Below are 12356 nucleotides of genomic sequence, written 5' to 3' on the forward strand. Positions count from 1 at the left end.
GGAGGGGATTCTACTCACTGTGCAGAGCGGCATAAATCGACTCGGCAAGCTTTTTACTGATACTTGGAGCCTTGGCTATTTCGTCAAGGCTCGCACGGCTGAGTTCTTGAAGACCACCGAAGTGCTTGAGCAGTTCTCGGCGGCGTTTCGGTCCGATGCCAGGCACACCTTCCAAAGTCGAGGTTGTACGCGCTTTTCCCCTCCGCGCTCTGTGACCGGTGATTGCGAAACGGTGGGCTTCGTCGCGCACCTGCTGGATCAGATGGAGCGCAGGTGAATCGCCCGGCAATGTAAATTCATGTGCTGCATCGTTCAGGTACAGCGTCTCGAGACCCGGCTTGCGGGTAACGCCCTTCGCCACACCTAACAAAATCAAGTCAGGCACTGCCAGCTCCTGTAGCACTTCGCGAGCCATTTTCATCTGGCCCTTACCGCCGTCCACCAGCAGGATGTCGGGCAGCTTGCCCTCCCCCTCGGCTGCTTTCTTAAAGCGGCGCGAGAGCGCCTGGTGCATCGCCGCATAATCGTCGCCAGCAGTGACGCCTTCGATGTTGTAGCGCCGGTAGTCGGACTTCAGTGGCCCTTCCGGGCCGAAAACCACACAGGATGCGACGGTCGCTTCGCCACTGGAGTGGCTGATGTCGAAACATTCCAGCCGGCTCGGCTGCTCATCCATATCCAACGCCTCAGCCAGTGCCTGGAACCGTGCAGCCAGATGCTGACGGCTCGCCAGTCTCGCGCCGAGCGCTTGTTCGGCGTTGGTCAGCGCCAGCTGTTGCCAACGCGCCCGAGTACCGCGAACTCGATAGGTGATGATCAAGTCGACGTCACGCAGCTCAGAAACCGCGCTAATCAGGGTTTCGAAGTCTTCATGTACCGCATTGACGATCAGCTCGGAGGGCAGATCGCGCTCCATGGAGCTGAGGTAATACTGCTCCAGGAACGCCTGGAGCACGTCGCTGACGCTTTCTTCGATGGCAACCTGAGGAAAGAAATTCTTGCTGCCCAGTACTCGACCGCTGCGCACGCTGATTAGATGAACGCAGGCGCCACCCGGGCTCACTACGGCGGAGACGATGTCAACGTTGCCGCTGCCACCCTCCATGCTCTGCTGGTCCTGGACGCGTCGCAGGATGCCAATCTGGTCCCGTATCTCCGCGGCACGCTCGAAATTAAGCTCCATAGCGGCCTTTTCCATGTTCTTGGAAAGCTCCTCCGCCAGGGCATTGCTGCGCCCTTCCAGAAACATGACCGAATGACGAACGTCTTCGGCATATTCTTCCGCGTCAACGAGGTTTACGCATGGAGCCTTGCAACGCTTGATCTGATACTGCAGGCATGGACGGGTACGATTTCGGTAATAGCTGTCTTCACACTGGCGTACGAAAAAAGCTTTCTGCAACAAGCTCAGGCTTTCACGAATCGCTCCGGCGCTGGGATACGGGCCGAAATAGCGGCCGATCTCTTTCTTGGCGCCTCGGTGGATGCTGAGCCGAGGAAAATCGCCACTTGAAAGAAATACATAGGGATACGACTTATCGTCGCGTAGCAGGATGTTGTATGGCGGCCGCCATTGCTTGATGAGCGTTTGCTCGAGCAGCAGCGCTTCGGTTTCGTTGGCCGTGATCGTTGTTTCGACCTGGGCGATCCTGGCCACGAGCGCGGCCGTTTTCGGCGCTTGCCCGACCTTACGGAAATAACTGGCCAGGCGCTTCTTGAGATTCTTCGCTTTCCCGACATAGAGCAGCTTGGCTTCGGCGTCGAACATCCGGTAGACACCGGGACGCCCACTGCAAGAAGCAAGGAACGCTGAGGAATCAAAGCCACTCATCAATTGATGGTGTCGACCATGCCGTGTCGAACAGCCAGCAACGCCAGCTCTACATCACTGGTGATCGAGAGCTTTTCGTAGATGCGATAGCGATAGGTATTGACTGTCTTAGGCGACAAACAGAGCTTGTCGGAAATAGCCTGGACCTTCTGACAGTTCGCGATCATCAGTGCGATCTGGATCTCCCGTTCGGACAGAAGGTCGAAAGGAGAACCGTTAACCTTGGGCTGAAAGGACTTCAGTGCAAGTTGCTGGGCGATCTGGGGGCTAATGTAGCGCTGGCCCGCAAAAACCATGCGAATCGCCTGGATCATTTCATCCAGCGCGGCACCTTTGGTCAGGTAGCCGGCTGCACCGGCTTGAAGCAGCCGTGTTGGAAACGGATCTTCCTCGCAAATGGTGACCGCTATGACCTTGATGTCCGGGTGGCTACGCAGTAGCTTGCGTGTCGCCTCGAGGCCGCCGATGCCTGGCATCTTTACGTCCATCAAAACAACGTCCGGCTTGAGGTCGCGGGACTTCTTGATCGCCACCTCACCGGATTCCGCCTGACCTACCACTTGCAGGCCGTCGATATCGGCAAGCATGCGGGAAATGCCTGTGCGTACCAGATCGTGGTCATCGACCACAAGCACCCTAATCAAGCAGACACCTCGTTCTGTACAAATCTGAAGCTGGCTGACTGCTCGCTTCGTAAGCGGCGAACTTTAACAAAAAATTTGCTGCGTTACCCAGACCATACATCGCAGAGTGGCACAGAGCCACCACCGATACCACCTAACGGCGCGACATTAAGGTGAACGTGTGCCGGTGGACCGAAGTCTGTCTTATTGATCGAAACCTTATCAATAGGCGAATCGCTCTTGATTAGCAGCTTAGTCGCAGCCTTCGTTTTGGCGTCCGTTCATGTGTTTGCTGGACGTCTGCGTCAGCTCAACCGTCTTCCTCGCAGCCGATGGCTCTCCATGGCTGGCGGAGTTTCGGTGGCTTACGTGTTTGTTCATCTGCTGCCGGAGCTGGCTCGTGGCCAGGAAGTGCTGGGCGGAAGCGACTGGTGGTTGCTCAGCTATCTTGAGCATCATGTCTGGCTGTTGGCGTTGCTTGGGTTGGCCACCTTCTATGGCGTCGAGCGTGTGATCAAGGTGCATCGCCGTCGTCTCCCTGCGGATCAGGAGCCGCATGCCGGTGTGTTCTGGCTACACATTGGCGCGTTTGCGATATACAACGGGTTGATCGGCTACCTGTTGATTCATGGTGAGAACAGTAGCCTGACGACACTGATGCTCTATTGCGTCGCGATGAGTCTGCATTTCCTAGTCAACGACTTCGCCCTTCAGAGTGACCATAAGGGTTTATTCAGGCGTCGCGGTCGCTGGCTCCTCGCTGCCATGCCGCTTGCCGGCTGGACGCTGGGCCTTGCTAGCGAGGTTTCGGAGCTTGCCGTTTCGGCACTGACGGCATTCGTAGGTGGATCGATCATACTGAACGTTCTGAAAGAGGAACTACCCGAAGAGCGCGACAGCCGCTTCAGTGCCTTCCTGCTCGGCTCGGTGGGCTATTCGGTCCTGCTGCTCAGCGTTCAGGGCAGCTAACTGTGGCTCAGACGGGTCGCACGACCCGCGAGGTAAGGAGGGAGAACGCTCAAATCAACCATGAGCAACTCCTCAGCTCAGCGAGCCTTCAGCAATCGCTCGATTTCCCCTGGTGTCAGCACCTTCCCCATCGACACCACTTTATCGTCAACGGCCAGGGCTGGAGTCGACATAACTCCGTGCGCGGCTATCTCCGCTATATCGGTGACCTTGACGATCTGTGCTTCGATCCCGAGGTTGCTGACGGCTTGGTGAGTATTTTCGGTGAGTGCAACGCACTTCTTGCAGCCGGTACCAAGGATTTTGATGATCATGGAATGATTCCTGGATGGGGTCAGAGGAGCAGGTAACTGAAGCTGTTGAAGAGATAGCCGATTAGCATAATTCCGACTATCACAATGCCGAAAAAAAGTGCCAGCAGCGGCGCCTTCACCACCTTTTTTAGCATGATGAGGGACGGCAGAGAGAGCGCCGTAACCGCCATCATGAACGCGAGCACAGTGCCAATTCCGACACCTTTACCGACCAGCGCCTCTGCAATAGGCAGGGTGCCAAAAATGTCGGCGTACATCGGCACACCGACGAGCACGGCCAGCGGCACCGACCACCAGTGGTCCTGGCCTATGGCGGCAGTGATCACGTCTGCTGGGATCCAGTTGTGTATCGCCGCGCCAACGCCGACCCCAAGCAGTACGTAAAGCCAGACTCTTTGAGCGATTTCGCTGACCTGATCACGTGCATAGGCGAGCCGATCGCGCAGTGTCAGTTGCTCTCCCGGAAGCTCGAGAACCTTGTGCTGGGTTACGAAGGCTTCGACGTACTGTTCCATCTGCGCCTTACCAATCAGCGTCCCGCCAACTACCGCCAGGATGATGCCGACCACTACGTAGGCCAGCGCGATGGACCAATTGAACACGCTTGCCAGCAGGATCATCGAGGCCAGATCCACCAGCGGCGAGGAGATGAGAAAGGAGAAGGTCACGGCTAGCGGCAGCCCCGAGCTGGTAAAGCCGATGAACAACGGGATCGAGGAGCAGGAGCAAAAAGGCGTGACCGTCCCAAGCAATGCCCCTGTGAGGTTTGCCTTATAGCCATGCATGCTGCCGAGAATCCGCCGGGTGCGTTCCGGTGGAAAGTAACTTTGTATCCACGAAATCAGGAAGATCAACGCTGACAGCAAGATGAAAATCTTGATTACGTCATATATGAAGAAGTGCAGGCTGCCGCCCACACGGCTAGCCAAGTCCAAGCCAAACACATCCTCGACCAATAAGCGCACCAGGTTGACTTCCATCAGCCTTATCCTTTAGCGCTGCGGCAACGCCCGTTCATACCAGCCACGGCTCTTGTTCACGGTACGAACCAGCCAAAGCATCACCGGCACTTCGATGAGCACACCGACGACCGTCGCCAGAGCGGCACCCGAGTTGAAGCCGTAAAGCACGATGGCGACCGCCACCGCGAGCTCGAAAAAATTCGACGCGCCAATCATGGCGGACGGCCCCGCAATGTCATGACGCACTTTCAGCTGTCGGTTGAGCCAGTAGCCCAATGCGGCGATCACGAGCGTTTGCAGCAGGATCGGCACGGCCAGCATGGCGATCACCAGTGGTTGTTCGACAATTGCTTCGCCCTGGAAAGAGAACAGCAGCACCAGCGTCGCCAGCAGTGCCATGATCGAGAACGGCTGGATCCGAGCCAAGGCTACCTGGAACTTGACCTCACCATGCCTGCGTAGACGGCTGCGAATGAGCTGAGCAATCGTCAGCGGGATGACGATGTACATCACCACGGAAAGGATCAGCGTGTCCCAGGGCACAGGAATCGAGGAGACGCCCAGCAGCAACGCCACGATGGGCGCAAAGGCGAACACCATTATCAGGTCGTTGACTGCCACTTGCGTAAGGGTGAAGTTGGCGTTGCCGTTACACAGGTTGCTCCAGACAAACACCATGGCCGTGCAAGGCGCCGCACCGAGCAGAATTAGCCCGGCAACGTAGCTATCGATCTGGTCTGGCGGTAGCCAGTCGGCGAAGACATGCCGCAGAAACAGCCAAGCGAGAAACGCCATGGTGAACGGCTTGATTGCCCAATTCACGAGTAAGGTCACACCCATTCCCGCGCGGTGCTCAAAGACTTCATGGAGCGCACTGAAGTCGATCTTCATCAGCATCGGGATGATCATGACCCAGATCAGCACCCCAACCGGGATGTTCACATTGGCCAGCTCCATTGCGCCAACCGTCTGCGAGGCCTCCGGGGCAAATAGACCAATGAGCGTCCCAGTGATGATGCAGAGAAAGACCCAAAGGGTTAGGTAACGCTCGAAGAAACCGATCGGCGCACCCGCGGCTTTTTTTCCTATGGTTTCGCATTGGGTAGACATGAAGCGTCTCTTTATCTCATTTGAGAGGGTTCTAAGGCACCGGCAGCAGGTAACGGCTCTGCCAGCATCTGATCAATCTGCTCGACGGTGGCTCGCGCATAGCGCGTCACCCCTATCAATGTGGCTGACGCGGGCCCTGTCCAGTCGCCATAACCCATTAGCCACAGGTTGGGTTGCTTCACCGATCGGGTTCCGTCTACCTCAACTCTGCCATCCGGTTCGATGACGCCCAGGCCGTCGAGGTGGGCTAACGCGGGTTTGAAACCGGTGCACCAAACTACCGCATCGATCTGCTCGTAATGCCCGTCATCCCATTCGACCCCGCTTGCCGTAAAGCGAGCAAACGGTCGCTGCGCCGCTAACACGCCCCGTGCGCGGGCGTCTTTGACCGGCTCGACCATGACAATCTCACCAAACCCGCCGGTTGGATCCTCAACGCTGCGACCTTCTTGCTGTGCTCTCCAGCGTTCGGTGGCGCGCTCGAACAGAACGCGTCCATCAACGTCATCAGGCAGGAATGCGGGCTCCTGCTGGGTAATCCATATCGTTTCGGCTACGAGCGATAGTTCGGCGAGAATCTGCGCGCCGGAATTGCCGCCTCCGACCACCATTACCCGCTTGCCCGCAAACGGCTCAGCATTCACATAACGGGCAGAGTGTATCTGCAGCCCCTGATACAGCTCTCGGCCCGCATATTCCGGCACAACAGGCTGGCGCCACGTGCCGGTCGCGCTGACCAGCGCTCGGCAGCGCCACGTTCGATCCTCAGCACGCACTTCGAGCTGATCACCGATCCTGGTAACCGATCTGACATGGACGGGGCGCACGATAGGAAATTGGTACCGCTGTTCATAGCGCGATAAATAGTCGATCACGTCGTCGCGGGTTGGTGTATCCGTCTGCGGGGTCGGCATCTGCCAGCCCGCAATCGAGCTCCAGGCCGCAGGCGAGAACAGCCTTAGCGACGACCAGCCATGCAGCCAGGCACCGCCAGCCCGCTCTTGGTCGTCCAGGATCAAGAACGATCGGTTCGTGCGGCGCAGGAAGTACGCTGTTGCCAAAGCTGACTGCCCGCCTCCGATCAGGATTACGTCAGGGCTGCTCGACGATGAGCCATCTGCCTCCATACCAACCACTCCTAATATTCGATTTCCCGAATATGAACCCATGAAATCCCTTCGGCAAGTATGTTTTTAAATCTCCTAAGCTAATATCTGCGAAGGATATATTCGCTTTACAGGATATTCGCTAAACAATATATTCGGCCTTCGTTTTTATGGAGGCTAGGCCAATGTCCACCAAGTCCCGCGTGCTGTTCGTCTGTGTCACCAATGCTGCACGCTCGCAAATGGCCGAAGCCCTTCTTCGGCATACCGCGCCCGATCAGTACGATGCATTCAGCGCCGGCACTAAGCCTGGTGCGGTGGACCCATACGCTCAATCGGCGCTGGATCAGCTTGGGGTCTCGACTGAGGGCTTACGAAGCAAGTCAGTCGATGAGTTTGCAGGGCAGACTTTCGATTTCGTCATCACGCTTTGTGATAAAGCGGCACTTGAGTGCCACGCTCTTCCAGGAGCCGGAGAATTCATCACGTGGAATTTCCAGGATCCAGCAGACAGCCCCCAACCCGACGCCTACCGGCACACCCTTCACGAAATTCACGAGCGGATCAAAATGTTCGTGCTCGTAAAGCGCAAGCGATAAACAACTGATGATCGAACATCTGACGCCAGACACGGTTTTCAAATGTCTTTCCGATGAAACCCGAGCGCGCATGACGCTGCTTATCGCTCGCGAGGGTGAATTATGCGTCTGCGAGCTAACCACCGCGCTTGAGGAAAGCCAGCCCAAGATTTCGAGGCATCTCTCCCAGTTGAGAAGCTGCGCGATCCTTGAGGATCGACGCAAGGGTCAATGGGTGTATTACCGCTTGCACCCGCACCTGCCGGACTGGGTACACGAGATGCTGCAGGTCACTCTGAATGCCAATAAACGATGGCTAAGTCCTGACGCTGACCGCCTTGAACACATGCGTGATCGGCCTGGCCGAGCGACAGCCTGTGGCTGAACTGGAGAGATCAATGAACATTCTCTTTCTGTGCACGGCTAACAGTTGCCGAAGCATTCTCTCGGAGGCTGTTTTCAATCACCGTGCGCCGGATGGCTTGCGCGCGTTCAGCGCCGGGAGCACGCCACGGGGAGAGGTCAACCCGCTGACGCTTGCTGCGCTGCGTCGTCATGGAATCAGTTGCGATGGCTTGGCCAGCAAATCGATCGACAGCCTGGTCGAACTGCACCCCGACATCGTTATCACCTTTTGCGATAAAGCTGCCGGTGAGGCTTGCCCCGTCTTCTTTGGAGCCTCTACAACGTCACATTGGGGTCTTGCCGACCCGTCAGAACTCGACGCGCCGGAAGCCGCAGTGGCGCGCGAATTCGACGACACGCTGTCGATCATCGAAGCGCGAATTGCGGCATTCCTCGCACTCCCCCTCGGCCAGCTCGATGCAAACGCCTTCAAAGATGAGCTGGCGCGTATCGGCACCCTGATGCGAGAACACACATGAACGACGATTTGCCCAATACCGATTCCGAGCGCCTCGACCTGCCCAGCCTGGATAAGCTCGGCCTGCCGAGCGATCTGGAACACAAGCCACGCATCCTGTTGCTGTATGGCTCGAACCGTGAACGCTCATTCAGCCGCCTGATGAGTCAGGAGGCCGCGCGCTTGTTGGAGGCAATGGGTTGCGAGACACGGATCTTCGACCCCTCCGGCCTGCCACTGCCTGACGACGTCCCGGAGTCTCACCCCAAGGTCCAGGAGCTTCGCGATCTGGTTGTTTGGTCCGAAGGCCAGGTGTGGTGCTCGCCGGAACGTCACGGGGCGATGAGCGCGGTCTTCAAGGCGCAAATAGATTGGGTGCCGCTTAGCATGGGGGCGGTCCGCCCGACGCAGGGCAAGACGCTTGCGCTGATGCAGGTCTGTGGTGGCTCGCAATCCTTCAACGCGGTGAATCAGATGCGCGTTTTGGGCCGCTGGATGCGGATGGTCACCATCCCCAACCAGTCATCGGTACCCAAGGCGTTTCTGGAGTTCGACGACGCCGGTCGAATGAAACCGTCGGCCTATTACGACCGGGTCGTAGACGTGATGGAGGAACTGGTCAAGTTCACGCTGCTGATACGTGGGCGCGGCGGCTACCTTGTCGATCGCTACTCGGAGCGCAAGGAATCGGCCGAGGCCCTGTCTGCACGTGTGAATCAGCGCTCGATTTGAAACAAGGAAAAGCAACCATGTCGCACCCCTATGACCTTCTCAATATCCCAGGTCACGCAGGCCGCTTAATGTTCACGCCATGCCCAGGCACCAAGGGCACCCGCGTAAGCGAAGCGCTGACCACAATCGAATCAGCCGGTGCGCAGGTGCTTGTCACGCTGATGCCGGACACCGAGCTGACAGCCAACCAGGCGGATGATCTTCCGGCGCGCTGCGCCGAACGTGGTATTGAATGGTTGCAGCTGCCGGTGGCCGACGAACAGGCCCCGCTGGCTGATTTCGATACTGCCTGGCGGCGCCACCGCGACACTATCCTTGCGCGGCTTGCCGACGGCGCCACGCTAGCGATCCACTGCAAGGGCGGTTCCGGACGCACCGGGCTGATTGCCGCGCGCATCCTCATTGAGCTGGGCATCCCCCGGGAGGCGGCCGTGAATCAGGTCCAGGCGCTTCGGCCCAAAGCCATTCAACACCCAGCTCATGTCGGCTGGCTCGCACAGTTTGGCGACTGATCTGATGCTGAAGACCTTTGGCTTGTTCGCCATCACGGCACTCGCCGAGATCGTCGGCTGCTATCTGCCATACCTGTGGCTTCGTCAAGGCAAAAGCGCCTGGCTGCTGGTACCTGCCGCGGTATCACTGATGCTGTTTGCCTGGTTGTTATCGCTGCACCCGACAGCCGCAGGACGCGTGTATGCCGCCTATGGCGGCGTTTACATCGGCGCTGCAATCGTCTGGCTGTGGATCGTCGACGGCATCAGGCCTACCGGCTGGGATTTGCTGGGTTCGGCCGTCGCACTGCTAGGCATGGCCATCATCATGTTCGCGCCTCGCGGCGCCTGACTTAGGGAATCACCATGACAATCAAAGTTGGTATCAACGGCTTCGGCCGGATTGGACGTCTGGCACTGCGCGCAGCCTGGGATTGGCCAGAGCTGGAGTTCGTCCAGATCAACGATCCCGCCGGCGATGCAGCCACCCACGCTCACCTGCTGAACTTCGACTCGGTGCACGGCCGCTGGCAGCACGAAGCGAGCAGTGACGGCGACTGCGTTGTCGTCGATGGCAAGCGCGTCCGAGTCACTGCAAACAAAGCCATTGCAGATACCGACTGGTCCGGCTGCGATCTGGTAATCGAGGCCAGTGGCAAGATGAAGACTGTGGCCGTGCTTCAGGGCTATCTGGACCAGGGAGTCAAGCGTGTTGTTGTCAGCGCGCCGGTCAAGGAAGCCGGGGCGCTCAATATCGTCATGGGTGTTAATGACGCGCTGTTCGATCCGGCACAGCACCGTATCGTCACGGCAGCCTCCTGTACCACCAATTGTCTGGCCCCGGTCGTCAAGGTGATCCATGAGCAGCTGGGAATTCGCCATGGTTCGATCACAACCATCCATGACCTGACCAACACCCAGAGCATCCTCGATCAGCCACACAAGGATCTGCGCCGCGCCCGAGCCTCGGGCATGAGCCTGATCCCGACTACTACCGGTTCGGCGACGGCGATCGCGGAGATATTCCCCGAGCTACGCGGCAAGCTCAACGGCCATGCGGTGCGGGTCCCGCTGGCTAACGCCTCACTGACCGACTGTGTTTTCGAAGTCGAGCGAGCCACCTCTGTCGATGAGGTCAATCAGCTACTGAGCGCCGCGGCCAGCGAAGGTCCGCTCAAGGGCATTCTCGGTTACGAAGAGCGCCCACTGGTTTCAATCGATTACCGCACCGACCCACGCTCCTCGATCATCGATGCCCTGTCGACCATGGTCGTCAACGGCACGCAGGTGAAGCTCTACGCCTGGTACGACAACGAGTGGGGTTACGCCAACCGCACTGTGGAGTTGGCGCGCAAGGTGGGCCTTGCTGGCTGAACCCGCACGAATGGCCAGATGGATGCCGCCAAAGCTTGCAAGCTAGGGTTGGCCGCCTAAACGGCGGCTGATCCGCTGCAGATGTTCGTGTGCCGACTTTTCTCACGCTGATCAAATTATCACGGGACTCGACCGATGAACGCCCTCTCCCGCCTGTCTCCGGAAGTTCGCCAATACCTGGTGGTGACTGCCAACTATTGGGCCTTCACCTTGACCGACGGCGCTTTGCGCATGCTCGTGGTATTGCACTTCCACCAGTTGGGGTATTCGCCGCTGCAGATCGCGATGCTGTTCTTGTTCTACGAGATCTTCGGCGTCATCACTAACCTGGTCGGGGGCTGGCTGGGGGCACGGTTGGGCCTGAATCGGACAATGAACATTGGTCTGGCGTTACAGGTCGTGGCGTTGCTGCTGCTCACCGTTCCCAGCACTTGGCTGGTGGTGCCGTGGGTGATGGCCGCGCAGGCGCTGTCCGGCATTGCCAAGGACCTCAACAAGATGAGCGCCAAAAGCTCGATCAAGTTGCTGGTCCCTGCTGATGCGCAAGGGACGCTCTACAAGTGGGTGGCGCTGCTTACTGGCTCGAAAAACGCACTCAAGGGCGTCGGCTTCTTTCTCGGCGGTCTGCTCCTGGTGTGGCTGGGGTTCCGTGGCGCGGTGTTGGCAATGGCGGCTGTGCTGGCGATGATTTGGATTGCCAGCCTGATACTGTTGAAAAAGGACCTCGGCAAGGCGAAAGCAAAACCGAAGTTCAAGGAGATGCTGTCCAAAAGCCGCGCTATCAACATTCTGTCGGCAGCACGACTGTTCCTGTTTGGCGCGCGAGATGTCTGGTTCGTGGTAGCGCTGCCAGTTTATCTGGCGAGCACCTTTGGCTGGGACCACTGGCGTGTGGGGGGCTTTCTGGCAGCGTGGATCATTGGCTACGGCATCGTGCAGTCCTTCGCGCCATTGTTCACCGGACGCGCGCAGGGCCAGATGCCGGATGGCCGTGCTGCGCTGGTGTGGGCTTTGCTGCTGGCTGGTCTACCTGCAGCCATAGCGTTGGGCCTGGGCACTTCGCTCTCGGCGCAATGGGTGTTGCTAGGCGGGCTGATGGTGTTCGGCGTGCTGTTTGCGGTGAACTCATCCCTGCACAGTTACCTGATCGTCTCCTACGCCAAGGAGGATGGCGTATCCCTTGATGTAGGGTTCTACTACATGTCCAACGCTATGGGCCGGCTGCTCGGCACTGTGCTGTCCGGCTGGATGTACCAGTCTTATGGCATCGAAGCCTGCCTCTGGGTTTCCAGTCTCTTCGTATCGCTCGCGGCACTCATATCGGTAGGCCTGCCGCGTCATATTCAGGCAGGTACTGCGGGCGGTTGAGCGTGCCGGAGGTAACACAACATCGGGGCCGGCACC

15 protein-coding genes are annotated in these 12356 nt (G+C 58.3%); 9 read left to right on the plus strand and 6 right to left on the minus strand.

Annotated features, from left to right (window positions below; genetic code table 11):
- Positions 1-10: 10 nt before the first annotated feature.
- Together uvrC and gacA are read right to left on the minus strand one after the other, a co-directional pair.
- Positions 11-1831, minus strand: coding sequence for an excinuclease ABC subunit UvrC (gene uvrC / locus ACIGHL_RS07645; protein ID WP_413818131.1), 1821 nt, complete (start codon positions 1829-1831; stop codon positions 11-13).
- Positions 1831-2475, minus strand: coding sequence for a response regulator transcription factor GacA (gacA, locus tag ACIGHL_RS07650; RefSeq protein WP_181690034.1), 645 nt, complete (start codon positions 2473-2475; stop codon positions 1831-1833). The genes uvrC and gacA overlap by 1 nt, the downstream gene beginning before the upstream one ends.
- Before the next feature lie 222 nt (positions 2476-2697).
- Here gacA and ACIGHL_RS07655 point away from each other — a divergent pair, with 222 nt between their 5' ends.
- Positions 2698-3423 carry a hypothetical protein gene (locus tag ACIGHL_RS07655; protein ID WP_128121448.1) on the plus strand — a complete coding sequence of 242 codons (726 nt, stop codon included), beginning with the start codon at positions 2698-2700 and terminating at the stop codon, positions 3421-3423.
- A 77-nt stretch (positions 3424-3500) separates the two neighbouring features.
- Here the strand turns inward: ACIGHL_RS07655 and ACIGHL_RS07660 are convergent, their stop codons facing one another.
- The 4 genes from ACIGHL_RS07660 to ACIGHL_RS07675 are packed head-to-tail and all read right to left on the minus strand — an operon-like array spanning position 3501 to position 6936.
- The gene (locus tag ACIGHL_RS07660) at positions 3501-3737 is read right to left on the minus strand and encodes a thioredoxin family protein (RefSeq protein WP_128121434.1); all 237 of its coding nucleotides are present in this window, start codon (positions 3735-3737) and stop codon (positions 3501-3503) included.
- A gap of 20 nt (positions 3738-3757) precedes the next feature.
- Complete coding sequence (locus tag ACIGHL_RS07665) at positions 3758-4717, minus strand: permease (protein ID WP_128121433.1); 960 nt, start codon at positions 4715-4717, stop codon at positions 3758-3760.
- A 12-nt stretch (positions 4718-4729) separates the two neighbouring features.
- Complete coding sequence (gene arsB / locus ACIGHL_RS07670) at positions 4730-5809, minus strand: ACR3 family arsenite efflux transporter (protein WP_216706832.1); 1080 nt, start codon at positions 5807-5809, stop codon at positions 4730-4732.
- 11 nt (positions 5810-5820) lie between these two features.
- Positions 5821-6936 (minus strand): ArsO family NAD(P)H-dependent flavin-containing monooxygenase, encoded by a 1116-nt coding sequence (locus tag ACIGHL_RS07675; RefSeq protein WP_128121447.1) that lies wholly within the window; start codon positions 6934-6936, stop codon positions 5821-5823.
- 164 nt (positions 6937-7100) lie between these two features.
- Here ACIGHL_RS07675 and ACIGHL_RS07680 point away from each other — a divergent pair, with 164 nt between their 5' ends.
- From ACIGHL_RS07680 to arsJ, 8 genes are all read left to right on the plus strand, one after another.
- Positions 7101-7514: an arsenate reductase ArsC gene (locus ACIGHL_RS07680; RefSeq protein ID WP_128121432.1), complete on the plus strand. Its 414-nt coding sequence runs from the start codon at positions 7101-7103 to the stop codon at positions 7512-7514.
- A 7-nt stretch (positions 7515-7521) separates the two neighbouring features.
- Positions 7522-7878 carry a metalloregulator ArsR/SmtB family transcription factor gene (locus ACIGHL_RS07685; RefSeq protein WP_128121431.1) on the plus strand — a complete coding sequence of 119 codons (357 nt, stop codon included), beginning with the start codon at positions 7522-7524 and terminating at the stop codon, positions 7876-7878.
- A 13-nt stretch (positions 7879-7891) separates the two neighbouring features.
- Positions 7892-8377 (plus strand): arsenate reductase ArsC, encoded by a 486-nt coding sequence (locus ACIGHL_RS07690; protein ID WP_128121430.1) that lies wholly within the window; start codon positions 7892-7894, stop codon positions 8375-8377.
- Complete coding sequence (arsH, locus tag ACIGHL_RS07695) at positions 8374-9087, plus strand: arsenical resistance protein ArsH (protein ID WP_216706831.1); 714 nt, start codon at positions 8374-8376, stop codon at positions 9085-9087. The genes ACIGHL_RS07690 and arsH overlap by 4 nt, the downstream gene beginning before the upstream one ends.
- Before the next feature lie 17 nt (positions 9088-9104).
- On the plus strand, positions 9105-9599 hold the full coding sequence (locus tag ACIGHL_RS07700) for a phosphatase domain-containing putative toxin (protein ID WP_128121429.1): 495 nt from the start codon (positions 9105-9107) through the stop codon (positions 9597-9599).
- A gap of 4 nt (positions 9600-9603) precedes the next feature.
- A complete protein-coding gene (locus tag ACIGHL_RS07705) occupies positions 9604-9930 on the plus strand; it encodes a YnfA family protein (RefSeq protein WP_216706830.1) in 327 nt (108 codons plus the stop codon).
- A 14-nt stretch (positions 9931-9944) separates the two neighbouring features.
- Positions 9945-10952: an ArsJ-associated glyceraldehyde-3-phosphate dehydrogenase gene (locus ACIGHL_RS07710; RefSeq protein ID WP_128121428.1), complete on the plus strand. Its 1008-nt coding sequence runs from the start codon at positions 9945-9947 to the stop codon at positions 10950-10952.
- Between the two features lie 135 nt (positions 10953-11087).
- A complete protein-coding gene (gene arsJ, locus ACIGHL_RS07715) occupies positions 11088-12320 on the plus strand; it encodes an organoarsenical effux MFS transporter ArsJ (RefSeq protein ID WP_128121427.1) in 1233 nt (410 codons plus the stop codon).
- Positions 12321-12356 lie beyond the last annotated feature (36 nt).

The sequence above is a fragment of the Pseudomonas sp. NPDC077451 genome (genome assembly GCF_044543345.1).
Taxonomy (GTDB): domain Bacteria; phylum Pseudomonadota; class Gammaproteobacteria; order Pseudomonadales; family Pseudomonadaceae; genus Stutzerimonas.